At 40.4% G+C, this 26,475-nt stretch carries 21 protein-coding genes; 19 read left to right on the top strand and 2 right to left on the bottom strand.

Features of this window, described 5'->3' with window-relative positions:
- Positions 1-144 precede the first annotated feature (144 nt).
- From D7D54_RS05005 to D7D54_RS04925, 17 genes are all read left to right on the top strand, one after another.
- The gene (locus D7D54_RS05005) at positions 145-1,056 is read left to right on the top strand and encodes an ABC transporter ATP-binding protein (protein WP_080709545.1); all 912 of its coding nucleotides are present in this window, start codon (positions 145-147) and stop codon (positions 1,054-1,056) included.
- Between the two features lie 5 nt (positions 1,057-1,061).
- Entirely contained in the window at positions 1,062-1,811 is a 750-nt protein-coding gene (locus D7D54_RS05000) for an ABC transporter permease (RefSeq protein ID WP_033682223.1), read from the top strand.
- Entirely contained in the window at positions 1,808-2,536 is a 729-nt protein-coding gene (locus D7D54_RS04995) for an ABC transporter permease (RefSeq protein ID WP_033682222.1), read from the top strand. Before D7D54_RS05000 ends, D7D54_RS04995 begins: the two co-directional genes overlap by 4 nt.
- 176 nt (positions 2,537-2,712) lie before the next feature.
- Complete coding sequence (gene tnpA / locus D7D54_RS04990; RefSeq protein ID WP_033682221.1) at positions 2,713-3,177, top strand: IS200/IS605 family transposase; 465 nt, start codon at positions 2,713-2,715, stop codon at positions 3,175-3,177.
- Between the two features lie 463 nt (positions 3,178-3,640).
- Positions 3,641-6,388 (top strand): SIR2 family protein, encoded by a 2,748-nt coding sequence (locus tag D7D54_RS04985; protein WP_033682219.1) that lies wholly within the window; start codon positions 3,641-3,643, stop codon positions 6,386-6,388.
- Positions 6,389-6,731: 343 nt separating this feature from the next.
- Positions 6,732-8,345 carry a ribonuclease Y gene (locus tag D7D54_RS04980; RefSeq protein ID WP_000404931.1) on the top strand — a complete coding sequence of 538 codons (1,614 nt, stop codon included), beginning with the start codon at positions 6,732-6,734 and terminating at the stop codon, positions 8,343-8,345.
- Positions 8,346-8,474: 129 nt separating this feature from the next.
- Positions 8,475-9,101 carry a guanylate kinase gene (gene gmk, locus D7D54_RS04975; RefSeq protein WP_120718954.1) on the top strand — a complete coding sequence of 209 codons (627 nt, stop codon included), beginning with the start codon at positions 8,475-8,477 and terminating at the stop codon, positions 9,099-9,101.
- A gap of 24 nt (positions 9,102-9,125) precedes the next feature.
- Positions 9,126-9,440 (top strand): DNA-directed RNA polymerase subunit omega, encoded by a 315-nt coding sequence (gene rpoZ, locus D7D54_RS04970; RefSeq protein WP_000979235.1) that lies wholly within the window; start codon positions 9,126-9,128, stop codon positions 9,438-9,440.
- 65 nt (positions 9,441-9,505) lie between these two features.
- Complete coding sequence (locus D7D54_RS04965; protein ID WP_120718953.1) at positions 9,506-11,902, top strand: primosomal protein N'; 2,397 nt, start codon at positions 9,506-9,508, stop codon at positions 11,900-11,902.
- A 12-nt stretch (positions 11,903-11,914) separates the two neighbouring features.
- Positions 11,915-12,850 carry a methionyl-tRNA formyltransferase gene (fmt, locus tag D7D54_RS04960; RefSeq protein ID WP_120718952.1) on the top strand — a complete coding sequence of 312 codons (936 nt, stop codon included), beginning with the start codon at positions 11,915-11,917 and terminating at the stop codon, positions 12,848-12,850.
- On the top strand, positions 12,843-14,156 hold the full coding sequence (gene rsmB / locus D7D54_RS04955) for a 16S rRNA (cytosine(967)-C(5))-methyltransferase RsmB (protein ID WP_162496593.1): 1,314 nt from the start codon (positions 12,843-12,845) through the stop codon (positions 14,154-14,156). Before fmt ends, rsmB begins: the two co-directional genes overlap by 8 nt.
- 14 nt (positions 14,157-14,170) lie before the next feature.
- Complete coding sequence (locus D7D54_RS04950) at positions 14,171-14,911, top strand: Stp1/IreP family PP2C-type Ser/Thr phosphatase (protein ID WP_020901612.1); 741 nt, start codon at positions 14,171-14,173, stop codon at positions 14,909-14,911.
- On the top strand, positions 14,908-16,821 hold the full coding sequence (pknB, locus tag D7D54_RS04945; protein WP_020901613.1) for a Stk1 family PASTA domain-containing Ser/Thr kinase: 1,914 nt from the start codon (positions 14,908-14,910) through the stop codon (positions 16,819-16,821). Before D7D54_RS04950 ends, pknB begins: the two co-directional genes overlap by 4 nt.
- Positions 16,822-16,909: 88 nt before the next feature.
- Positions 16,910-17,668, top strand: a complete 759-nt coding sequence (locus D7D54_RS04940) for a threonine/serine exporter family protein (RefSeq protein WP_020901614.1) — start codon at positions 16,910-16,912, stop codon at positions 17,666-17,668.
- Position 17,669: 1 nt separating this feature from the next.
- The gene (locus D7D54_RS04935; RefSeq protein WP_020901615.1) at positions 17,670-18,119 is read left to right on the top strand and encodes a threonine/serine exporter family protein; all 450 of its coding nucleotides are present in this window, start codon (positions 17,670-17,672) and stop codon (positions 18,117-18,119) included.
- Between the two features lie 113 nt (positions 18,120-18,232).
- The gene (locus D7D54_RS04930; RefSeq protein WP_162496592.1) at positions 18,233-19,405 is read left to right on the top strand and encodes a hydroxymethylglutaryl-CoA synthase; all 1,173 of its coding nucleotides are present in this window, start codon (positions 18,233-18,235) and stop codon (positions 19,403-19,405) included.
- Positions 19,405-20,679, top strand: coding sequence for a hydroxymethylglutaryl-CoA reductase, degradative (locus D7D54_RS04925; protein WP_120718949.1), 1,275 nt, complete (start codon positions 19,405-19,407; stop codon positions 20,677-20,679). The genes D7D54_RS04930 and D7D54_RS04925 overlap by 1 nt, the downstream gene beginning before the upstream one ends.
- Before the next feature lie 36 nt (positions 20,680-20,715).
- On the opposite strand, the gene D7D54_RS04920 is transcribed toward D7D54_RS04925, so the two are convergent.
- Both D7D54_RS04920 and D7D54_RS04915 read right to left on the bottom strand, forming a co-directional pair.
- Positions 20,716-21,681, bottom strand: coding sequence for a LacI family DNA-binding transcriptional regulator (locus tag D7D54_RS04920; RefSeq protein ID WP_000226009.1), 966 nt, complete (start codon positions 21,679-21,681; stop codon positions 20,716-20,718).
- Complete coding sequence (locus D7D54_RS04915) at positions 21,662-23,116, bottom strand: sucrose-6-phosphate hydrolase (RefSeq protein WP_020901617.1); 1,455 nt, start codon at positions 23,114-23,116, stop codon at positions 21,662-21,664. Before D7D54_RS04915 ends, D7D54_RS04920 begins: the two co-directional genes overlap by 20 nt.
- Before the next feature lie 377 nt (positions 23,117-23,493).
- Here D7D54_RS04915 and D7D54_RS04905 point away from each other — a divergent pair, with 377 nt between their 5' ends.
- On the top strand, positions 23,494-25,398 hold the full coding sequence (locus D7D54_RS04905) for a sucrose-specific PTS transporter subunit IIBC (RefSeq protein ID WP_020901618.1): 1,905 nt from the start codon (positions 23,494-23,496) through the stop codon (positions 25,396-25,398).
- Positions 25,399-25,547: 149 nt separating this feature from the next.
- Positions 25,548-26,435 (top strand): fructokinase ScrK, encoded by an 888-nt coding sequence (scrK, locus tag D7D54_RS04900; protein WP_000164311.1) that lies wholly within the window; start codon positions 25,548-25,550, stop codon positions 26,433-26,435.
- The last annotated feature ends 40 nt before the right edge of the window (positions 26,436-26,475 follow it).

The following is a 26,475-nucleotide window of genomic DNA, read 5'->3' as shown; positions in this document are numbered from 1 at the left end:
ACCAATTAGATATTGTAAATTATGTTGATTCTATCATTTTTGTTGATAAGAGTAGTGGAGATGTTATCAAAGATACTCATGATAATTTGATTTATAGGAATCAAAATTATAGAAAATTATTTGGTTTAAAGGAGGAAGTTCATAATGATTAGTAATGTTTTACAGATAAAAAACTTACAAAAGGGATTTGAGGACACTCAGGTAGTTAACCTTAGTTCCTTATCAGTTCAACAAGGTGAGATTTATGGTTTTCTAGGTCCAAATGGAGCAGGGAAAACAACCACCATGAAGATGATTTTGTCTTTGATTTCTCGTACAGCTGGGGAGATTGAAGTGTTTGGTCAATCTATAGGTACGGACAAGCAGTATCTTAATCAGATTGGCTCTATGATTGAAGAACCGTCTTATTATCCTAATTTGACAGGCTATGAAAATCTCTTAGTCTTCCAAAAAATACTTGGATTTGATAAGAAAAATATTCAGGAAACCTTGAAAATTGTGGGGTTAGATCAACCTAAAAACAAGAAAAAATTGGTTAAAGATTATTCTCTGGGTATGAAACAGCGCTTGGCTTTAGCCTTTGCCTTAGTCAAGAAACCGCGTTTGTTGATACTGGATGAGCCAACAAACGGGCTAGACCCAGCAGGGATTCATGAAATTAGGGAACTGATTATCAAGTTGGCAAAAGAACAGGGCATTACTGTCTTCATCTCTACCCATATCCTTTCTGAAGTAGAGCATATAGCTGACCGTGTGGGGATTATCAATCATGGTCAACTGGTTTACGAGGGAGAAATTCGTAAAATTCAGTCCAATAAATGGCTGGAAGTGCGTGGGGATTTTAGAGGTCGACGTGAAGCCATTAGCCAAGTGTTATTTGGTTATCCGTGCAAGATGTTGGAGATACAAGAGGATAAACTCAAGCTGACTAACCTTGCCGATCAGCAGATTTCTAGTTTGTTACGAGATTTAATAGTCGAGAAAGTTCCAATTTATGAAGTGAAGCAAGAACAAGAAACCTTGGAATCTATCTTCCTCAACTTAACCAAGGAGTGAGTCTTATGTTGAATAATTTGTCTATTGAATTGCTCAAGGCAAAACGAACCAAATCCTTCCTCATTAGCATACTAGTTATGGGAGTCGGATTTGCTTGGACAATTGCAGCCGCTACACGCTACCTAAGTAATCCAGACATGCACCAGATTAGCCTAATTTTCTATATGATAAAAGAAGTAAATGGCTTGATTCTCCCTATTGTGATTTCTCTCTTTGTATCGCGGATTGTCAAAAACGAGAAGGAGGGCAACACTTTCAAACTGCTTTTGGCAAATGGTGAAAATGTACGGCATATCTTTCTGAGTAAGCTTGGACTGACCATGTTCATTTTGACCTTTCTCGCTTTTTTGGAGGGAGTAGTAGTCCAGTTGATTGCAATCTTATCAGGTTTAGAAATGCCTGTTAGCCTAATCCTCTGGCAAATCGTCATTTTCTTGCTGGCCTCTTTTGTCTTAACCTGTCTGTTTTTGACTTTGCAGTTTTTACTGAAGAAGCAGGCATTGATACTGGCATTAGGGATTTTCGGAGGATTTCTTGGTGTTGGATTTGGTCATGCACCAGCTTTTCTACAGCTGATTTTCCCTTTTGGTGGTATAGGATATCTGTCTCTGGTGGATTACCAGCAAGTCGCCAGTCAAGTGAGTTATGTTTTTGCGACAAAACTAGGATTTAAACTCTTTACATATTTGCCAATAGCCCTAATCTATCTCTTCATATCTCTCTATTTGGTTGAAAAGAAAGGAGGCAAGCTATGATGTCTTATCTATCAGTAGAATGGCGGAAAACTAAAAAATTTTCCATGTTGATGATCGGTATTTCCTTCTTAGCTTTTTGTAGCCTGATTGGTCTTGGGATTTACTTTGGTGCAGCTTATTCTATGGTTGAAGAAAGTGAAAAAGTGCCTGTTTTATGGGGACAATTGACCTTCTATTATAGCCAGCTTTTCTTTCCGATCTTAGTCAGCCTTTATGTAGCCATGATGTTAGGAAAAGAGTTTGATAGAAAAAATATTGAATTTCTCAGAGCTAATAATGTTAGTCTTGGGAAATTATTGTTGGCAAAAGAAATAGTAATTATCTTTTTTATTGCTGTTTTACAGTTGTTCTTGTTTGGTATTTTTTATGTCAGTGCTCACCTAGCTCATTTAGAAATTTCTAATTTGTTCACCTACCTCAAGTGGGATTTATTGGGAATTTTTGGAACAATTAGTATGATGGCAGTACAGTTTTTTGTGACAGCTAAAACTCGTGTTTTCAGTAAATCTGTGGGAATTGGTGCTATTGGTACTTTCGTAGGATTTATGATGCTTTTTGTATCAGATAAATTATCTTTAATCTATCCCTACTCCCAAGCTATGGTGGCAATGCGGTCACGGAATTTGATAGACTTTAATTTAGTGGAAATATTGCTGTTTATCATTGTAAATATTCTTCTGTGGGGGATTTTTCATACATTGAGTAATAAAGAATTACATAAGTAATGAGAAGACTCTTCGGAGTCTTTTTATTATGTGACTATTAGTCCGTCTCGCTCCGCTAGGTGCGAGACAAAAAAACCACCCGCTATGCGGGTGTGCGTCGAAGGTTATACCCCAAAAACTCCAAACGCGATACAATAAAGGTGTTCAAACCAATTGTAAAGCGAAAGGAGAAAAATATGGCACAAAAGGCTCATAGTTTATCGCACACAAAGTGGCACTGTAAGTATCACATTGTGTTCACCCCTAAGTATAGACGAAAAGTTATCTATAATCAATATCGAAGTAGTTTAGGCGAAATATTTCATCGCTTGTGTAGTTATAAAGGAGTTGAAATTATCGAGGGTCACTTAATGCCAGACCATGTACACATGTTAGTAAGTATTCCACCAAGGATAAGTGTTTCGAGTTTCATGGGTTATTTAAAAGGAAAAAGTGCACTCATGATGTTTGACAAACACGCCAATCTCAAGTACAAGTTTGGAAATCGGCATTTCTGGGAGAAAAGTTATTATGTAAGTACAGTAGGGCTTAATGAAGCCACAATTAAGAAATATATCCAAGAACAGGAAAAGCATGATATAGCACTAGGTAAATTGAGTGTAAAAGAATATGAGGATCCCTTTAGGGATAGTGGTAAGTAATACTAAAGCCTCTTTGAGAGGCAAGTGACGAGTCAAGAGCAATAAGGCTTGAACAACGTGAAAGCCAGCGTCTTTAGGCGCTGGCTGGTAATTTGGGCTTATAGCCCTGGTTCAAACCACCCGTTAGACGGGTGGTCATGATTGTAGAAATTTTAGTTAACAAATTGAAGATAAAGTTTTTGGAAAATGATAAACTCCCTAATATAGAAGACAAAAAGTCAATAAAGAAAATTAGTATATAAACCTTAATCTTTATCTTTGAATCCGCTTTATGCTTGTTATTTTGTGGTATAATGAAGAGAACTGGTTATATTAAAAATCATAAATTGAATATAAAAGACAAATAAATTTTTATATTTATAAACCATGATAAACTTATGTTTAAGATTATGTAATAAAAAAGAATATTTATAAGGATAATTTGTATTTATGTAATACAAGCTAATGATAGGATAGTTAAAATATGGAAGAAAATTATAATTTATCTATAACTCAAATAAAGAATTCTATTAAAGAAAATTCCTTAGTTTTGTTTGTTGGTGCAGGAATATCAGCTAATTCTAATCTACCAACTTGGGGAGAATTGATTCAATCATTAAAAAAAGAATTGAACATACCAGGAGAAAGAACAGATAGTCCACTGAGAATTGCTCAGTATTATTATGATACTTTTGGGAAAAATCAGTACACAAAGAAGATAGAAGAAATTTTCTTTAAGAAGGGATTGAGTAAACCAAATGAGTTACATAAATTAATAGAAAAAATTGCACCAAAACATATTATTACGACAAACTATGATTCACTTCTGGAGAGTCAATTTGAAAGTGGCTTGTTAAAGTACAATGTAGTCGCTGAGGATAAAGACATCCCTTATACGAGTTCGGAAAGATACTTGATTAAAATGCATGGTGACTTCAGTAAGAAAAATATTGTTTTGAAAGAAGATGATTATTTAGACTATCATTTGAACTTCCCAATGATTTCTACTTTAATCCAGTCATTGATAATGAATCATACTCTATTGTTTGTGGGGTATTCTCTAAGTGATTCGACTTTTAATTCAATTTTTAGAATGATTCAAAATACATTTAAATTGGATGCTAAAAATGCTTATTTTTATACTCCCGAGGAACCGTCTATGATCATTCGAGAGTATTATAAGAAGCAAGGAATTTTCATTATCTCTAATGAAGAGAATCTAGGTCAGGAGACATCAGAAAAACAGAACAAATTGTATTGCAGGACAAAAGATTTTTTAGAGGTTCTATCAGAAAACCGAAGTCAAGATGTAAATAATGCTGATGATTTATGGAATCAACTGGCTTTTTTAGATAGACTTAGTTTTATTGATGCGAAAGATTTTTCTAGATATTCTGATTTAAAGAAAAGGGCTTTAAACTGGGATGATGAGTATTGCTGGTTTGGAAATGATCAATTAAGATTTGAAATTGATGGTCATGAAGAATTACGAATTATGGTATCTAAAAAATCTTTATTAAATCGCTTTCTAGATATGGAGATTGGTGAGCCTAGGGATTTAAAGGGGAATCGATTCTTAAGTAAGGCTTTTAAGTTGTATGAAGAAAAACAATATTCTTTAGCAAAAGCAAAATTTAGAGAACTAGCTAATATAGCATTTCGTCAGAAAGACTATTTTAATTTCTTAGTTTGTGAATTTAATTTTCAGCAAATTCAAATAATTGATAGATACGAAAAAACACCTAGTTATGCAGAGCCACTTTATGATGGAGAATTAAGCGAATTAACAGAACAAATTATTAACTCGGTTACAGGAGATGAGAAAAAGATTATAGAATTTTTTAGAGATTCAATCCTTAACTTCAATTTTTTATATAGAAAATTAGAAACTATTAATGAATTATTTGATGAAATTCGTGAAGAGCATGAAAGCTATAGAAGAGGAGGATGGTCTGCTAATAATCATCTATTTAATGCGGAGTTTACAGTAAAAAATCTTTATAACTTTTTAAAATTAAATTGTTTATGTGTTGAACATTATAAGATTTATAAATCAATCATTAATAGATATTTAGAAATATTATTACTCAGTTATGATAATTCATATGTAAATCCTGACTCAAGTATTTTCGATAGAACATCTTCTTGGCTTAAAAATCTTGATTTGGATGATGTTCAATTAATTCTTCCGAATATAGATTTTAAGGTTGTAAATTTATATTTTAGAAACTATTCATTTGGTAAAATAAAAGTTACTGAGAAAGCGAAAGACTACTTGTTGAATCGAATTACTTATCTTCAAGAAAGACTTGAAATTACTGAAGATGAAAATCTTCGAGAGCTTAAAAATATGCTAATTTTTCTTCCTCTTGTTGATGATATTGACATAGAAAAAGTAATAGAAATTTTAAATAATCAAACACTGTATTATAATTGGAGCGAGGAATTTAGGAGAATTATTAAAATTGTCCTCGATAATATGGATGTTATTGATAAAGATTCATTGAAATCTAAGATAATTGGGATTGTAAATAAACATTTAAATGAAATTTTTGAGAAAAATTTTTCTTTATATAATTCAGTGTATCCACTCTATTCACAGTTACTAGAATACTGCTCAACTGATCAGGAAACTGCAATAATAGTACTCGAAAAATTTAATACAGATATTTTAAGAATAAAATATAAAAATGATGATATAAAAAATATCATAGAATATTCTGACTTGATATGTCACTTATTTAAGTATTTTGAAAAGGATATTAAAGATGACATTCTAGATACTCTAAAAGTTTATGAAGAATCAGAAAATATTATTTACCATAAAGTAATTGATTTGATGAGTTATAATGTCTATGATTTTCCTCAGATACAAAATAAAATCTACCATTATTTGATTAAAAGAATTAATGATAAAAGAGTTGAGGGGGTTAAAACTTTCCCAGACCCAAGAGAAAAGTCTGTATCAGATTTATACAACTTAAGTAGAAAAGGATATTTTTCTGATTTTGAGATTTTAAAAGATATTGAAGAAGATATTCGAGGACTTTATCCTGAAGTAGATTGGACCTGGTTCCATGATAGAAGTGATGATGTTATCCATCGTCTACTAGAACATAGAACTCCCAATAATATTAAAACTTATTTTTCAAAAAATGAAGAAGATAATAAATTGATTAATGAGTATATTTTAAAAGCTTTCGATGAGGATAAATTAATACTTAAGAAATAAATTGATACAACTAAATAAAAAAAGTTAATTTATGACAAATTTGATCTTGAAGATAAGCTGTAATTTCCTAAAGTGAATTTTCAAAGACTTGAAAGCAAAATGTTTGAATCTAGTGGAACACTATTTGGCACAACAATAGAAAATCCATAGCTGTAGAAATTCGGTGGAACTTTTTGATAGCGACACTGACTTATCTCCTTAAAAAACCAAAGAAGTGTAATCCTAAAATTCACTTCAATTTCCCCAAAACATATTCTATTTTAGGTTTGTGAAAATCACTTTTTTATGGTAGAATGTAAAAGAATGTATGTCATTCGGAATAACAATAAAATGAGGTAAAAACATGGAAATCATGTCGCTTGCGATTGCTGTTTTTGCCGTCATCATTGGTTTAGTCATTGGATATGTCAGCATCTCAGCCAAGATGAAATCATCTCAGGAAGCTGCAGAGTTGATGCTTTTAAATGCTGAACAAGAAGCAACTAATTTACGTGGACAAGCTGAGCGTGAAGCGGATTTACTTGTTAATGAAGCTAAACGTGAAAGCAAGTCTCTTAAAAAAGAAGCACTATTGGAGGCCAAAGAAGAAGCCAGAAAATACCGTGAAGAAGTGGACGCTGAATTCAAATCAGAACGTCAAGAACTCAAACAAATCGAAAGTCGTTTGACAGAGAGAGCTGCTAGCCTTGATCGTAAGGACGACAATTTGACGAGTAAAGAACAAACACTTGAACAAAAAGAACAAAGTATTTCTGATAGAGCGAAAAACCTTGATGCGCGTGAAGAGCAATTAGAGGAAGTCGAAAGACAAAAAGAAGCTGAACTAGAACGTATTGGTGCTCTGTCTCAGGCAGAAGCACGAGATATTATCTTGGCACAGACAGAGGAAAACTTGACCAAGGAGATTGCTAGCCGTATTCGCGAAGCTGAGCAAGAGGTCAAGGAACGTTCTGATAAAATGGCCAAGGATATCCTGGTTCAAGCTATGCAACGTATCGCTGGTGAATATGTAGCGGAGTCAACTAACTCAACAGTTCATCTGCCAGACGATACTATGAAGGGACGCATTATTGGTCGTGAAGGTCGTAACATTCGTACCTTCGAAAGTTTGACAGGGGTCGATGTGATTATCGACGATACACCAGAAGTGGTGACCTTGTCAGGATTTGATCCGATTCGTCGTGAGATTGCCCGTATGACTATGGAAATGTTGCTCAAAGATGGTCGTATTCATCCAGCTCGTATTGAAGAGCTGGTTGAGAAAAACCGTCAAGAGATTGACAATAAAATCCGTGAATACGGTGAGGCTGCTGCCTATGAGATTGGTGCGCCGAACCTCCATCCAGACTTGATGAAGATTATGGGACGTTTGCAGTTCCGTACCTCTTATGGACAAAATGTCTTGCGCCATTCGATTGAGGTTGCTAAGTTGGCTGGTATTATGGCTAGTGAGCTTGGTGAAAATGCTGCTCTTGCTCGTCGTGCTGGATTCCTTCACGATATCGGGAAAGCCATTGACCGTGAGGTTGAAGGTAGCCACGTTGAAATCGGTACGGAATTGGCACGTAAGTACAAGGAACACCCAGTTGTGGTCAATACGATTGCAAGTCACCACGGTGATGTTGAAGCTGAGAGCGTGATTGCAGTGATCGTCGCTGCAGCAGACGCCTTGAGTGCGGCCCGTCCAGGTGCTCGTAGTGAGTCTCTTGAAAGCTACATCAAGCGTCTCCATGATTTGGAAGAAATTGCTAACGGCTTTGAAGGGGTACAAAATAGCTTTGCCCTTCAAGCAGGACGTGAAATCCGTATCATGGTCAATCCAGGACAAATCAAGGACGACAAAGTCACAATCTTGGCTCACAAAGTTCGTGAGAAAATTGAAAACAATCTCGATTACCCAGGAAATATCAAGGTAACCGTGATTCGCGAGCTTCGTGCAGTAGATTATGCCAAATAAATAAGAAAGAGCAGTTGAAAAATTACTGCTTTTTTGTTACACTAGATAGAAAGACTGTAAAGGATAATCTGGCTTTTTGCCGTTATTCTAGAGAAATGTTATTTCACAGACTGACTAAAAGGAGACACAATGGTAGACCGAGGCTTACTAATCGTTTTTTCTGGTCCTTCAGGGGTTGGAAAAGGAACGGTTAGAAGAGAGATTTTTGAGAGTTCTGAAAATCAATTTCAATATTCTGTATCTATGACGACACGCGCACAACGTCCTGGTGAAGTGGACGGAGTGGACTATTTCTTCCGTACTCGTGAAGAGTTTGAAGAGCTGATTCGTCAAGGACAGATGTTGGAATACGCAGAATATGTCGGCAACTACTATGGGACTCCTCTGACCTATGTCAATGAAACCTTGGACAAGGGAATCGATGTTTTCCTTGAAATTGAAGTTCAAGGCGCTCTTCAGGTCAAGAAAAAGGTTCCAGATGCTGTCTTTATCTTCCTGACACCACCAGATTTGGATGAATTACAAGACCGCTTGGTAGGTCGTGGAACAGATAGTGCAGAAGTGATTGCCCAACGAATCGAAAAGGCCAAGGAAGAAATTGCTCTCATGCGTGAGTATGATTATGCGATTGTCAACGATCAGGTGCCCCTAGCTGCTGAGCGTGTCAAACGTGTGATCGAAGCAGAGCACTTCCGTGTAGATCGTGTCATTGGTCACTATCAGGAGATGTTACCAAAATCTCCAACTACCCGATAAAATTTAGAAAATAGGTACAAGCAAATGATGTTAAAACCCTCTATTGATACCTTGCTCGACAAGGTTCCGTCAAAATATTCACTCGTAATCTTGGAAGCAAAACGTGCCCACGAATTGGAAGCAGGTGCGCCAGCAACTCAAGGTTTCAAATCTGAAAAATCAACTCTTCGCGCTTTAGAAGAAATCGAATCAGGAAATGTAACAATTCACCCAGACCCAGAAGGGAAACGTGAAGCAGTGCGTCGCCGTATCGAAGAAGAAAAACGCCGCAAAGAAGAAGAAGAAAAGAAAATCAAAGAGCAAATCGCTAAAGAAAAAGAAGATGGTGAAAAGATTTAAGGTTGGGGGGACTCAATCTTATTTTTTCTATTGCAAGAATATACTGACAAGGAGGAGGTGAGAAGATGGCTGTAGCCAAGATTATCGTAGATGTGCCCTTGATGCAGACGGACCAGCCTTATAGTTACAGGATTCCTGAGGAATTTGAGGAAATGCTGGAAGTTGGGATGCGGGTTCATGTGCCCTTTGGTAAGGGCAATCGCCTGATTCAAGGAATTGTTCTTGGTTTGGAGTCCCAATCAGATTCAGAAGAGATGGAGCAAGATTTAAAAGATATTGCCGAGGTACTGGATTTTTCTCCTGTACTCACGCAAGAACAACTCTGGCTGGCTGAGGAGTTACGCAAGTCCGTTTTCTCCTACAAAATCTCCATCCTCAAGGCTATGTTGCCAGGATTTCTAAATTCTAGCTATGACAAAATACTCTATCCTCTGGAAGGTCTGAGTCAGGAAGACCGAGAGCGTCTGTTTGGTTCAGAAGATTCACTTGCTTTTTCCTCTCTAGACATCTCCAAACAGGCCGAAATGATGCGTTTGACTAGAAAAGGCCTGCTTGGGCTAGAATATCAGGCAATTGATCAAAAGAAGGTCAAGACCCAGTCCTGGTATGAGGTTGATGTTACTAAGCTAGAGAAGATTGAGATTTCCACGCGTGCTAAGAAAAAGTTAGAGCTCAGAGACTATTTGCTGTCTCATCCTGAGAGTGATTCCTTGGCTAGTTTGTTAGAGTCCTACTCGCGGGAGCAAGTTAACTTCTTTGTGGAACAAGGTGCTGTTTCCATAGTCCAAAAGGAAGTGCAACGCTCGGCTGCTTATTTTGAAGGGATTGAAGCAAGTCAGCCTTTGGAATTGAATCCAGAGCAAAGACAGGCGCGTGATGCTGTTGTCAGTGCGATTGGCAGTCATCAGGCTCCCTTCCTCCTTCAAGGGATTACAGGAAGTGGGAAGACCGAGGTTTACTTGCAGATTATCCAAGGTGCCTTGGACAAGGGCAAGACAGCTATTTTGCTGGTTCCTGAGATTTCCTTGACTCCACAGATGACGGAACGTTTTATCGCTCGATTTGGTGAGAAAGTGGCCATCCTTCACTCAGGCTTGTCTAATGGTGAAAAGTATGATGAATGGCGCAAGGTGGAACGAGGCGATGCCCAAGTTGTGGTTGGCGCCAGATCGGCCATCTTTGCTCCTCTTAAAAATCTGGGTGTCATGATTATCGATGAAGAGCATGAAGCGACTTATAAGCAGGACAGCAATCCTCGTTACCATGCCAGAGAGGTAGCTATTTTACGGGCTCAGTATAATCAAGCAGCTCTGGTACTTGGTTCAGCAACTCCTAGTCTGGAAAGCCGTGCGCGAGCTGGCAAAGGCGTTTATCAACACTTACGTCTGACCCAACGGGCCAATCCTTTGGCTACGATTCCAGAGGTTCAAGTGATTGACTTTCGGGACTATATCGGACAGAATGAGACGTCAAACTTTACGCCCCCGTTGCTAGAGGCTATCCAAGACCGTCTGGCTAAAAAAGAGCAGGTGGTTCTCATGCTCAATCGCCGTGGTTATTCTAGCTTTGTTATGTGTCGGGAATGTGGGACGGTGGATACTTGTCCCAACTGTGATATTTCTCTAACCTTGCACATGGATACCAAGACTATGAATTGCCATTATTGTGGTTTTTCGAAGGATATTCCTCATGTTTGCCCCAACTGTAAGAGTCGCAGTATTCGTTACTACGGGACGGGGACACAGAAGGCTTATGACGAGCTGGCAGAACTCTTTCCCCAGGCCCGTATTTTGCGGATGGATGTGGATACGACTCGTAAGAAAGGTAGTCATAAAGCCCTATTAGACCAGTTTGGACGAGGAGAAGCGGATATTTTGCTTGGAACTCAGATGATTGCCAAGGGATTGGATTTTCCAAATGTGACCTTAGTCGGAGTTCTCAATGCGGATACGGCCTTGAATCTACCAGATTTCCGTTCTTCTGAGAGAACCTTCCAACTTTTGACTCAGGTGGCAGGTCGGGCAGGACGTGCTGAAAAAGCTGGTCAGGTCTTGATCCAGTCTTACAATCCTGAGCACTATGCTATTCGATTTGCCAAGGAACAGGATTACGAAGGATTTTATGCCTATGAAATGGGAATCAGACGCCAACTAGGTTATCCACCTTACTATTTCACCACTGGCATTACCCTTTCTCACAAGAAAGAAGAAGAGGTGGTCAAACGTGCCTATGAAGTTATGAACATTTTGCGCTCAGGCCTGTCTGAAACCAGTAACATCCTTGGGCCGACGCCAAAACCCATTGCTCGTACCCACAACCTCTATCATTACCAAATTTTAATTAAATACCGTTTAGAAGATGAGCTGGGGCCGACCCTCAATCAGGTCTTGGCCTTGACTCAAAAACGGGAAAATAGTGAGCTCCGTCTCAGCATTGACCATGAGCCACAGCAATTTTTATAAGAAGGAGAAGATATGACAAAACTAATCTTTATGGGGACACCCGATTTTTCAGCAACAGTCTTAAAAGGACTTTTGACAGATGAACGTTATGAGATTCTAGCTGTTGTGACCCAGCCAGACCGTGCCGTCGGCCGTAAAAAAGTTATCCAAGAAACCCCAGTCAAGCAGGCTGCCAAGGAGGCAGGTCTTCCTATCTACCAACCTGAAAAATTATCTGGAAGTCCAGAGATGGAAGCTATTATGAAGCTAGGAGCAGATGGAATTGTGACTGCTGCTTTTGGGCAGTTTCTCCCGAGTAAACTCCTTGATAGCATGGACTTTGCAGTCAATGTTCACGCTTCCCTCCTTCCAAAACATCGTGGAGGTGCTCCAATCCATTACGCCTTGATTCAAGGGGATGAGGAAGCTGGTGTGACCATTATGGAGATGGTTAAGGAAATGGATGCAGGAGATATGATTTCTCGTCGCAGTATTCCTATCACGGATGAGGATAATGTCGGTACCTTGTTTGAAAAATTGGCGCTAGTTGGTCGTGATTTGCTTTTGGACACTTTACCGGCTTATATTGCTGGTGACATCAAACCTGAACCGCAGGATCCAAGTCAGGTTACCTTCTCTCCCAATATCCAGCCAGAGGAAGAAAAATTAGATTGGACTAAAAGCAGTCGTCAACTCTTTAACCAGATCCGTGGGATGAACCCCTGGCCTGTTGCCCATACTTTCCTTAAGGGTGACCGATTTAAGATTTATGAAGCGCTAGCAGTAGAAGGTCAGGGAAATCCAGGTGAGATCCTCTCTATCGGCAAGAAAGAATTGATCGTCGCGACGGCTGAAGGAGCTCTATCCCTCAAACAAGTGCAACCAGCTGGTAAGCCTAAGATGGACATTGCTTCCTTCCTCAATGGAGTTGGACGGACATTGACTGTAGGAGAACGATTTGGTGACTAAAGTAGAAACGGCAAGAAGTCTAGCTCTAGCAGTGCTAGAGGATGTTTTTGTCAATCAAGCATACTCAAATATTGCCTTAAATAAGCATCTCAAGGGAAGCCAACTTTCAGCAGCAGACAAGGGCTTGGTGACAGAGATTGTCTATGGAACGGTAGCCCGTAAACTGACTCTGGAATGGTACCTATCCCACTTTATCGAAGACAGAGACCAGTTAGATAGTTGGCTTTATGTCCTTCTTCTCATGAGTGCCTACCAGCTCCGCTATTTGAACAAGATTCCAGACCATGCTGTGGTCAATGAAGCAGTAGAATTGGCCAAAGTCCGTAAAAAAGGCAGTGAAAAATTGGTCAACGCCGTCCTTCGTCGTATTCTGCGTGAAGGCTGGCCAGATATTGCCAGCATCAAGCGAAAAAATAAGCGTGATTCCATTGCCTATTCTCTCCCAGTTTGGCTAGTTGCCAAGCTCAAGGAAGAATACGGTGAAGAGCGAGGACAAGCTATCTTTGAAAGCCTTTTGGTGCGAAACAAGGCCAGTATTCGTGTAACAGATTTAAGCCGAAAAGAGGAAATCCAAGCCTTGTTGGAGGCCAGTGCTTCATCCTTGTCTCCTTCTGGTCTGGTTAAGGAGCAGGGGCATTTTGCTGGCCATGATTTGTTTGCGGATGGAGCTATTACCATCCAAGACGAGTCCAGTCAGCTTGTTGCTCCGACGCTTGATTTACAAGGTGATGAGCAGGTTCTAGATGCCTGTGCTGCTCCGGGTGGAAAAACAGCCCATATAGCTTCTTACCTGACGACAGGTCAGGTTACTGCTCTGGATTTGTACGACCACAAGTTGGACTTAATTCAAGAAAATGCAGAGCGTTTAGGTGTGGTAAACCGTGTCCAAATCCAAAAATTGGACGCCAGAAAGGTTCATGAATTTTTTAGTAAGGATTCTTTTGACAAGATTTTGGTAGATGCCCCTTGTTCTGGGATTGGACTTTTAAGACGAAAACCAGACATAAAATACAATAAAGAAACGGCAGATTTCGCGTCCTTACAGGAAATTCAGCTAGAAATATTAGGTAGTGTTTGTCAAACACTACGCAAAGGTGGTATAATAACTTATAGTACCTGTACTATTGTCTCAGAGGAGAACTTTCAAGTCGTTCAGGCATTTTTAGAAAGTCATCCCGACTTTGAGCAGGTAAAACTAGAACATGAATGTAAGGATATCATGAAAGATGGTTGTATTCTCATTACACCTGAATTGTATGGAAGTGATGGATTTTTCATCAGCCAATTTCGCAAGATATCGGATTAGGAAGGAACTGACATATGGAAATTTCAATATTAACGGATGTTGGTCAAAAACGAACAAATAACCAAGACTATGTCAACCACTACGTCAACAGAGCAGGTCGTACTATGATTATCTTAGCTGACGGGATGGGAGGACACCGTGCAGGAAATATCGCGAGTGAAATGGCGGTTACAGATTTAGGTATCGCTTGGGTAGATACCCAAATTGATACCATCAACGAGGTGCGTGAATGGTTTGCTAACAACCTTGAGATGGAAAATAAAAAGATTAACCAATTGGGGCAAGATGAAGCCTATAAAGGGATGGGAACAACTCTTGAGGCTGTAGCCATTATTGACAATCAGGCTATTTATGCCCACGTTGGGGATTCTCGTATCGGTTTAATTCGTGGAGAAGAATACCACCAGTTAACGAGTGACCATTCCTTGGTCAATGAATTGCTCAAGGCTGGCCAATTAACACCGGAAGAAGCTGCTAGCCATCCACAGAAAAATATTATTACTCAATCTATTGGTCAAAAAGATGAAATTCAGCCTGATTTTGGAATAATCACCCTTGAGCCAGGAGACTATCTCTTGCTTAATAGTGATGGCTTGACAAATATGATTTCAGGAAGTGAGATTTCTGATATTGTAACCAGCGATATTCCTTTGGCAGATAAGGCAGCAACCTTGATTCGTTTTGCCAACAATGCTGGTGGATTGGACAATATCACAGTTGCCCTTATTGCTGTTAATGAGGAGGCAACAGAATGATCCAAATCGGCAAGATTTTTGCCGGGCGGTATCGAATTATCAAACAGATTGGTCGAGGAGGCATGGCAGATGTCTATTTGGCCAAGGATTTGATTTTGGACGGTGAAGAAGTGGCAGTGAAAGTCCTGAGGACCAACTACCAGACAGACCCGATTGCTGTGGCACGTTTCCAGCGGGAAGCAAGAGCCATGGCGGATCTGGACCATCCTCATATCGTTCGGATTACAGATATCGGTGAAGAAGAGGGACAACAGTATCTCGCGATGGAATATGTTGCTGGGTTAGACCTCAAACGCTATATCAAGGAACATCACCCTCTTTCAAATGAAGAAGCGATTCGAATCATGGGACAAATCCTCTTGGCTATGCGCTTAGCCCATACTCGAGGAATTGTTCACAGAGATTTAAAACCGCAAAATATCCTTTTGACACCAGATGGGACTGCCAAGGTTACAGACTTTGGGATCGCAGTAGCCTTTGCAGAGACAAGTCTGACTCAGACCAACTCAATGCTAGGTTCCGTTCATTATTTGTCTCCAGAGCAGGCGCGTGGTTCTAAAGCAACTGTGCAGAGTGATATCTATGCTATGGGGATTATCTTCTATGAGATGCTGACAGGTCATATTCCTTACGATGGGGATAGTGCGGTGACTATTGCCCTCCAGCATTTCCAGAAGCCCTTGCCATCGGTTATAGCTGAAAATCCATCTGTACCTCAGGCTTTAGAAAATGTTGTTATCAAGGCAACTGCCAAGAAATTGACAGATCGCTACAAGTCAGTTGCTGAGATGTATGTGGATTTATCTAGTAGTTTGTCTTATAATCGTCGTAATGAACCAAAGCTGGTCTTTGACGATGCGACTAAGACGGACACCAAGACTCTTCCTAAAGTTCCACAAAGTACCTTGACTTCTATTCCTAAAGCTCCGGTACAAGAGGGAAGACCTCAACCTAAGCCCCAGCCTCATCAAACAGAAAAAACGGTACCTAGTCCAAAGCCAACCAAACGCCGTCGCATGAAAGCACGTTATCCAATTTTATTTGCGACTTTCTTGTTAGTTGTGGCATCTTTAGTATGGATTTTATATAGAACGCCCGCTACCATTGCCGTTCCAAAGGTGGCAGGTCAGACGGTTGCAGAGGCTAAAGAGGCTCTAAAAAAAGCCAATTTTGAGGTTGGTGAAGAAAAAGCAGAGGCCAGTGATAAGGTTGAAGAAGGTAGGGTTATTCGTACCGATCCTGATGCTGGTACAGCACGTAAAGAAGGAACAAAAATTAATTTGATTGTGTCTTCAGGTCAGCAGTCTTTCCAACTCGGAAATTATCTTGGAAGAAAATCTAGTGATGTAGTGGCAGAGTTGAAAGGCAAGAAGGTTCCAGAAAATCTAATTAAGATTGAGGAAGAAGAATCCAACGAGATTGAAGCCGGTACAATCATGAAACAAAGTTTACCGGAGGGAACAACCTACGATCTTAGCAAGGCAACTCAAATAGTTCTGACTGTTGCTAAAAAAGTAAATTCTATTTCAATGCCAAGTTATATTGGTTCAAGTCTTGAATTCACTAAAATTAATTTGATTCAAATTGTTGGGGTGAAAGAGGCTAATATTGAAGTTGTTGAAGTGTCAACAGCTCCTGAAGGAACAGCAGAAGGAAATGTGGTGGATCAGACTCCAAAAGCGGGTGGAAAAATTGATTTAGCCAGCACACGTATTAAAATTTCGATTTATAAACCCAAAACACCACCATCAAGTTCCTCTTCAACGTCAGTTCAACGTGGTAACCAAGGTTCACCTACTACTCCAAATCAAGGGAATCAACAAGGTGGCCAGCAAGGAAATCAACAAGGAACGGTTCCTACTCCGACTCAACCAAATAGTGAAGGAAACCACGAAAATTCTCGTGATTAAATGAATCTTTGTCATGATTTCATGGCAAAGATTTTTTTTGACTCCAGATTTGTGATAGAATAGAGGGAGTTGATAAAAGGAGGCAAGTATGGAAGAATCAAAAGAACTAAATGCCGTCATCGATGTGATTATGCTAGCAGGGACCATTCTCTTAAAAAGTGGTTCAGAGATTCATCGTGTAGAAGATACCATGATCCGTATTGCGCATTCGCAGGGGATTGTGGATTGCAATGTTCTTGCCATGCCTGCCGCCATCTTTTTCTCCATTGAAAATACCAATATTTCGCGTATGAAGCGCGTGACTTCCTCTTCTTATAACATCGAAAAAGTCTGCGATGTGAATCAGATTTCTCGTCAGCTGGTAGGGGGACTGATTGATTTAGAGGCAGCCTTTAAGCAATTGACAGACTTGCAAGCTCAACCTCTTCCCTATACTAAGTTGCAGGTAACTCTAGCTGCGACCTTTAGTGCCCCTTTCTTTTCGATTATGTTTAGTGGAAATATCTACGATGCACTTGGGGCAGGAGTGGCTACCTTATTTGGTTTTGCCTTTTCCCTCTATGTGGAGAAGTTTATCCGAATTCCCTTTGTGACAGCCTTTGCTGGAGCCTTTGTCTTTGGGATGATAGCCCAGTTTTGGGCTCGCTACACAGGTTTTCCCTCAACGGCAGATTTGATTATAGCTGGTGCGGTCATGCCGTTTGTACCAGGGATTGCCTTGACCAATGCGGTTCGTGATATTATGACCAACCACATAAACTCTGGTATGAGTAAGATGTTTGAATCCCTGCTCATTACCCTTGCTTTAGGGGCGGGAACTTCTGTCGCCTTGGTATTGATGAACTAATATGACACTAACAACCTTTTTATTACAAGCAGTAGCAAGTCTTCTTGCTATTATCACTTTTTTAATCGTACTCAATGTGCAACGTTCTATGCTCTTACCAGGAGGAATTTTGGGCATGGCTGTCTGGCTAATTTATCTCTTACTTAAAGAACCGACCAATGTCATCGTAGCCACCTTCATTGCGGCTATTATTGGTTCTTGTGTCAGCCAGATTTTGAGTATTCTTTATAAGACTCCTGCTGTGGTCTTTATCTTAGCCATCTTGGCACCTTTGGTTCCGGGTTATCTTTCCTATCGGACAACTGCCTTTTTTGTGACAGGGGATTACAGTCATGCCATTGCTAGTGCAACCTTGGTTGTTATGCTGGCTTTGGTTATTTCCATTGGAATGGCTAGTGGAACAGTGATTCTCAGACTCTATTCTCACTTACGAAAACAGCATAATGGTTAGAATAATAAGAGACTTGATTTGGTGAATCAAGTCTTTTTTCTATCTTTTACTGCTATTTGTGATAAAATAGTATAGAACGATTTTTTACAATGAATGATAAAACAGAGGTAAATATGACAATCGGTATTGATAAGATTGGTTTTGCGACCAGTCAATATGTCTTGAAATTACAAGACTTAGCAGAAGCGAGGGGAATTGACCCTGAAAAATTAAGCAAAGGACTCTTGCTCAAGGAATTGAGTATTGCACCCCTAACTGAGGATATTGTGACCTTGGCGGCGAGTGCAAGTGACTCTATTTTAACTGAGCAAGAAAGACAAGAAATTGATATGGTCATTGTGGCTACCGAGTCAGGAATTGACCAGAGTAAGGCTGCGGCCGTCTTTGTGCATGGTTTACTTGGCATTCAGCCCTTTGCTCGTAGTTTCGAGATTAAAGAAGCCTGCTATGGAGCGACAGCTGCCCTCCATTATGCCAAATTGCATGTGGAAAATTCTCCAGAGTCAAAAGTCTTGGTCATTGCCAGTGATATTGCCAAGTATGGTATTGAAACTCCAGGAGAACCCACTCAGGGTGCTGGAAGTGTGGCTATGTTGATTACACAAAATCCACGTATTATGGCCTTTAATAATGACAATGTAGCTCAGACTCGTGACATCATGGATTTCTGGCGTCCAAATTACTCAACAACTCCGTATGTAAATGGTGTTTATTCTACCCAACAATACTTGGATAGTTTGAAAACGACTTGGCTTGAATACCAAAAACGCTACCAGCTTACTTTGGATGATTTTGCGGCTGTTTGCTTCCACTTGCCTTACCCTAAATTAGCGCTAAAAGGCTTGAAAAAAATCATGGATAAGAGCCTATCTCAAGAGAAAAAAGACCTCTTGCAAAATCATTTTGACCAGTCTATTCTCTACAGTCAAAAGGTGGGGAATATCTACACAGGATCTCTCTTCCTCGGACTCTTGTCTCTATTGGAAAATACAGATAGCTTGAAGGCTGGGGATAAAATTGCCCTTTATAGTTACGGAAGTGGGGCTGTAGCTGAGTTCTTCAGTGGTGAATTGGTTGAAGGTTATGAAGCTTATCTAGATAAAGCTCGCTTGAACAAGCTCAACCAACGAACTGCCTTATCCGTTGCAGACTATGAAAAGGTCTTCTTTGAGGAAGTAGATTTGGATGAAACAAACTCTGCGCAGTTTGCTGGCTATGAAAATCAAGATTTTGCCTTGGTTGAAATTGTGGACCACCAACGCCGTTATAGCAAGGTTGAAAAATAATGAAGATAAGTTGGAATGGATTTTCTAAAAAATCATACCAAGAGCGCCTCGAGCTGTTAAAAGCTCAGGCGCTCCTTAGTCCTGAGAAGCAAACTAGTTTGGAGCAGGATGAACAGATGAGTGTGGCTGTTGCAGACCAGCTGAGTGAGAATGTAGTGGGAACTTTTTCTCTGCCTTATTCGCTGGTTCCAGAGGTTCTTGTCAACGGTCAGGAATACACCGTTCCTTATGTGACAGAAGAACCCTCTGTGGTTGCTGCGGTCAGCTATGCAAGTAAAATCATCAAGCGTGCAGGAGGTTTTACCGCACAAGTCCATGAGCGTCAGATGATTGGGCAGGTGGCCCTTTATCAAGTTGCTGATCCTGAACAAGCGCAAGAGAAGATTGCCAGCAAGAAGGCTGAGCTCTTGGAGCTTGCTAATCAAGCCTATCCTTCTATCGTTAAACGAGGAGGTGGGGCACGTGATTTGCATGTCGAGCAGATTAAAGGTGAAACTGACTTTCTCGTTGTTTATCTCCATGTCGATACCCAGGAAGCCATGGGAGCCAATATGCTCAACACCATGCTGGAAGCCTTGAAACCTGTCTTAGAAGAACTTAGTCAAGGACAAAGTCTCATGGGAATCCTGTCTAATTATGCGACTGATTCTCTAGTGACAGCTAGCTGTCGCATCGCCTTTCGCTATTTGAGTCGCCAAAAGGATCAAGGACGAGAAAATGCGGAGAAAATTGCTTTGGCTAGCCAGTTTGCGCAGGCTGATCCTTATCGAGCTGCTACTCATAATAAAGGGATTTTTAATGGTATAGATGCCATTTTAATCGCCACTGGTAATGACTGGCGTGCCATTGAAGCAGGGGCCCATGCTTTTGCCAGTCGAGATGGACGCTACCAAGGTCTTAGTAGCTGGACGCTGGACATGGAAAGAGAAGAATTGGTCGGTGAGATGACCTTACCTATGCCTGTAGCGACCAAGGGTGGCTCTATCGGTCTTAACCCTCGTGTAGCCCTCAGTCATGAGCTACTGGGAAATCCTTCTGCCAAAGAATTAGCCCAGCTTATCGTTTCTATCGGGCTAGCCCAAAATTTTGCGGCCCTGAAAGCTTTGGTAAGTACAGGAATCCAGCAAGGACACATGAAATTGCAGGCCAAATCCTTGGCTCTCCTAGCAGGTGCTAGTGAATCCGAGGTAGCTCCCCTAGTCGAGCGCCTCATCGCAGATAAAACCTTTAACCTAGAGACAGCCCAGCGCTATCTAGAAAACTTAAGATCATAAAAAAACTCAGACGAACCAGTCTGAGTTTTCTTGTGCTTATATACTTTTTCCTGGTAAAAGAGTAACTGGTAAGAAGTAACCAGTTGTTGCGACTTCCTTGCCTTCAATCTTCTGCAAGAGGAGGTCAACAGTGAGGCAGGCAATTTCTTCCAGAGGTTGCTTGATAGTAGCCAATTGAGGATAGTAATTTTCGATAAAGTAGGTACCATCGTAACCGATGACCTTGAGCTCCTCAGGGACAGAAATGCCCAGTTCTTGAGCGATTTTAATAACCAGAATGGCTGTCAAGTCATCTGAAGCAAAGATGGCATCTGGCTTTTGTCGAGTCAAGATATTCTTGATTTCCATTTCTTTTCTGACGGGAGAAAAGTCACTGGAAACATTGATAATAGGAGCTTTGGGGAGTACAGAGGCAAAGCCGGCGTGGCGTAGTCCAGTTGGCGAATTGGAATTGTCATTCCCTGTAATCATGATGATAGATTGGGCACCTGTCTTAACCAAGGTCTGGGCCGCCAGAACTCCACCGGCATAGTTGTCAGAGGAAACGACAGGAATATCTGGTGACAGATTTCGGTCAAAGGAAATAATCGGTGCTGTCACGCGATTGTAGTCTTCAATTCCCAAGTTATGACTACCAGAAATGATGCCGTCCACCTGATTGGCTTCCAACATTTCGATGTATTCACGTTCCTTCTCAGAATCGTGCTCACTGTTGCAGATGATGGTCTTGTAACCATTTTTGAAGAGCTGGTGTTCCAGCTTATCAATCAATTCTGCATAGAAAACATTGGAAATATTGGGGAAAATCAAACCGATTAACTTAGCTGATTTTCCTTGCAAACTACGAGCCAGGTTGTTGGGTTTATAGCCCAATTCCCGCATGGCTTCATTGACTTTTTGGATGGTTTTCTCAGAGAGATAACCTTTTTTATTGATAACCCGAGAAACGGTAGTAGGGCTGACGCCTGCAAGTTTAGCGACATCAGTTAGTTTTGCGACCATAATCTAATTCATAGTAAGTTCCAGTTGGATTTCCAGATTTGATCAGGATACCATTTTGGTCCGCATGTGGGAAGACACGACCGGAAAATACTTTTTCTCCTTTATTGATGAAAATTTCAAAGACAGAGTTATCGATGAAAATCGTAGCAGTAGTAGCTTGATTATCGATAGAGCAAGAACGAGTTGTTCCAAATTCTTGAGCATACTGTTCTCCAGCCTGGCTACGATCCACTGTCACTTGACCATTTACAAGGTCAAAGTTGATTGAAAGTCCCTTACCTTCTTTATCAGCAAGTAGGACAATTTCGCTCTGGCTATTAGCTGCCAAGTTGAGTTCGAGTTCGTACGTGTTCTTGGTTTGGGTACGGTTTGAGAAGGCTTCTTCAGAGGCACGAAGGTCCTTGATAGCTGCGACTGGGTATTGGTGGAGCTTGCCGTCTTTGATAGTGAGTTCCTTGACCAAAGAGAAGGTTCCTTGGTGGTCAAAACGGTCAGATGGATATGAAACATCAGGTAAACCAAGCCAGCTAACAGCTAGAGCACGTCCATCAGGAGCGTTGAAGGCTTGAGTTGCATAGGCTTCGAAACCATAATCCATGTTTTGAAGTTCAGATACATCCACCATTTTGGCATTTTCAGGGTCAAAGGAAGCCCCAATCTTATACATATTTGGATAGATATTGTCGTAGTCTAGAACTTTTTTATCCAATCCTTGTGGGCAGTAGAGAAGGACAGGTTGATCCCCTACAAAGACCAGATTTGGGCATTCCATCATGTAGGCAGTGCGGTCGTTAGCAAAATCAAGGTTACCAACTGCTTGCCAGTTTGTGTAGTCATTATCGGCAGCCTTGTAGAGACGGACGAAGCCTTTTTTCTCCAAATCCTGACCACCAACGATGGCATAGTATTGACCTTTAAAGTTAAAAATTTGCGGATCACGGAAGTGGTCAGTAGAGTCAGCTGGCTGGTCAATCAAGATTTCGTCAATCTTGGTAATCCTGCCTTCTTTATCCATCAAAGCCCCAATCTGGTATGGGTGACGGATCCAATTTTCATCGCGGACATTTCCTGTATAAAATAGGAATAAGTTATCGCCAAACTGCATGGCAGAACCAGAGTAGGCACCGTGGCTATCTAATGGAGTGTCAGGCAAAACTTTGACTCCAGTTTCTGTGAAATGAACCAAGTCCTCACTTTCCAATTGAACCCAAGATTTCAAACCATGGGCTGCACCAAAAGGAAAGTTCTGATAAAAAACAATCCACTTTCCATCAAAGTAAGAAAAGCCATTTGGGTCGTTTAGGAGTCCTGTTTTTGGCTCAACATGGTAATGAGTATGCCATGGAGATTGTGCCATATTTTCTTTTATATGTTGAATTTCTTCTTGCGTCCAATCTTGATAAAGTCTGTAACGACGCTCAGTTGTCCATTTCATTCATTCATTCCTCCAAAAATCTTATCACTTTTAATAGTAACCGTTTTCGGAAAAAAAAGCAAGCCTTTTATGTTAAAAAAAAGAAAAAACTGTCAAACGTTTGTCACAAAATAAATGCAGGAAATCAATCAACTTTTCAAGAAAATATGAAAGAGAATGAAACAAAACCCTTTTAAATAAGATTTTAAACTTATTTTTTCAAGGAATACCTGATAAAACAGTCAAAATCAATCAATCTAAAGCATGCTTACTAAGTGGATAGAATATTTTTTCTGCAAAACGCTTGACATATTTCTAAAACATGATAAAATAATACTCGTAGGGCGAATAAATCGCTTTCAAATAAGAACAAATTTTTTATAAGGAGATTTTTGCAAATGACCAATACAGAAATTGCAAAAAAAGTCATCGAAGCCCTTGGCGGACGTGAGAATGTTAACAGTGTAGCTCACTGTGCGACCCGTCTACGCGTCATGGTCAAAGATGAAGGGAAAATCAAGAAGGAAGTGATTGAGAACTTGGATAAAGTTCAAGGGGCTTTCTTTAACTCAGGTCAATACCAAATCATCTTTGGTACTGGTACAGTAAACAAGATGTACGACGAAGTGGTTGCACTTGGTTTGCCAACATCTTCTAAAGAAGACCTGAAAGCAGAAGCTGCTAAACAAGGAAACTGGTTCCAACGTGCCATCCGTACTTTTGGTGACGTCTTTGTACCACTTTTGCCAGCAATCGTTGCTACTGGTTTGTTTATGGGAATTCGTGGAGCTATTGTTCAAGATCAAGTTTTGGCTTTGTTTGGAACAACTGCGGAAGCTTTTAAAGCAACAAACTTCTATACTTATTCAGTTGTATTGACGGATACAGCCTTCGCCTTCTTCCCAGCTTTGATCTGTTGGTCAGCCTTCCGTGTATTCGGTGGGAATCCTTTAATTGGTCTGGTTCTAGGGTTGATGATGGTTAACTCAGCCTTACCAAATGCTTGGGCTGTTGCTTCTGGTGATGCTCAGCCAATTATGTTCTTTGGTTTTATCAAGGTTGTAGGTTATCAAAACTCAGTTTTACCAGCTTTCTTCGTCGGATTGACCGGTGCGAAGCTCGAAAAGTGGTTACGTAAGCGTATCCCAGATGTATTAGACTTACTCCTTGTACCATTCTTGACTTTCTTGGTGATGTCTATTTTGGCCTTGTTTGTCATTGGACCTGTATTCCATGAAGTTGAAAGCTACGTTAAAATCGCTACTGTTTGGTTGCTCAGTCTCCCAATGGGTCTAGGTGGATTAATCCTTGGTGGTGTTCATCAGGTCATCGTCGTTACAGGTGTCCACCATATCTTCAACTTATTAGAATCTAACTTAGTAACTTCTACAGGTTCAGATCCTCTTAATGCTATTATTACAGCGGCTATGACTGCTCAACTTGGAGCAACCCTTGCTGTTGGTGTGAAAACAAAGAATCCAAAAATTAAAGCTCTTGCCTTCCCAGCTGCACTTTCTGCTGGGCTTGGTATCACTGAACCAGCTATTTTTGGTATTAATCTTCGCTATGGTAAACCGTTTATCATGGGACTTATCGCTGGTGCTGCTGGTGGTTGGTTAGCGAACATCCTAGGTTTGGCAGGTACTAGTTTTGGCATTACTATCATTCCTGGAACACTTCTCTACATAAATGGTCAACTTCTCAAGTATATCTTTATGGTTCTAGTAACAACTGCTCTTGGTTTCGGATTGACTTATGCTTTTGGCTACAAAGAAGAAACAGAAGTGGTAGAAGAAACATCTTCTGAAGAAGCTACAGAGGGAAATGAGGAAATTCCAGCAGCCCTTCAAAACGAAACAATCCAAACTCCAATCGTTGGTGATGTTGTTGCTCTTTCAAATGTAAATGACCCAGTCTTCTCAAGCGGAGCTATGGGACAAGGTATCGCTGTGAAACCTAGCCAAGACGTTGTTTATGCACCAGCTGATGCTGAAGTGACAATCGTCTTCCCAACTGGCCATGCGTATGGTTTGAGAACAGCTAACGGTGCTGAAATCTTGATCCACGTTGGTATCGACACTGTTTCAATGAACGGTGAAGGCTTCAACCATAAAGTTGCTCAAGGTGACAAGGTTAAAGCCGGAGATGTTCTTGGAACATTTGATTCAGCTAAGATTGCTGCTGCAGGTCTAGATAACACAACTATGGTTATCGTAACAAACACTGCAGACTTTGCTTCTGTAAATCCAGTTGCTTCTGGATCAGTTGCGAAGGGGGATGCTGTGATCGAAGTGAAAATCTAATCAATCCTCTCTAATGTGAAAACGAACAAATGACATGTTTGTTCGTTTTTGCTTGAATGGTAAGATTTACAGAGGAAAATCTAAAAAATAGAGAAATTTAGACTTTCGAAATATGCTATAATAAAGAAAATAAAAACAAGAGGTTTATCATGACAAAATTATATGGAAGCTTGGAAGCGGGCGGTACAAAGTTTGTCTGTGCTGTCGGTGATGAAAACTTTAACGTTGTAGAAAAAACACAATTTCCAACAACAACTCCAATCGAAACAATCGATAAAACCATCGAGTTCTTCTCGAAATTCGATAACCTTGCTGGTCTTGCAGTTGGTTCATTTGGTCCGATTGATATTGATAAAAACTCAAAAACTTATGGCTTTATCACGACGACTCCAAAACCAAACTGGGCAAATGTGGACTTGCTTGGTGCCCTTCGTCGCGCCTTAAACGTGCCTATGTACTTCACAACAGACGTAAATAGCTCTGCTTATGGTGAAGTGGTTGCCCGTAATAATGCTGGTGGTCGTATCGAAAACTTGGTTTACTACACAATCGGTACAGGTATCGGTGCAGGTGTCATCCAACGTGGTGAGTTTATCGGTGGTGTGGGTCACCCTGAGATGGGTCATTATTATGTTGCTAGACACCCAATGGATATTGAAAAAGAGTTTAAGGGTGTTTGTCCTTTCCATAAGGGATGTTTGGAAGGCTATGCAGCTGGTCCAAGTTTGGAAGCTCGTACAGGTGTACGTGGGGAAAACATTGAACTCAACAACCCTGTTTGGGATGTCCAAGCCTACTATATCGCTCAAGCTGCGGTTAATGCGACAGTGACTTTCCGCCCAGACGTGATTGTCTTTGGTGGAGGGGTCATGGCTCAACAACACATGCTGGATCGCGTCCGTGAGAAATTTACATCTCTTCTCAACGGCTACCTACCAGTACCAGATGTGCGTGAATACATCGTGACACCAGCAGTCGCAGGAAATGGTTCTGCCACACTTGGGAACTTTGTCCTTGCAAAAGAAGTTTCAAAATAAAGCACAAAATCCGCTTGGGAAACCAAACGGATTTTTTACA

Origin of the sequence: Streptococcus chosunensis (genome assembly GCF_003626515.1) — a bacterium.
Lineage (GTDB): Bacteria > Bacillota > Bacilli > Lactobacillales > Streptococcaceae > Streptococcus > Streptococcus chosunensis.
Note: the sequence above shows the minus strand (reverse complement) of the source record. Positions and strands in the feature narration are given on the sequence as shown.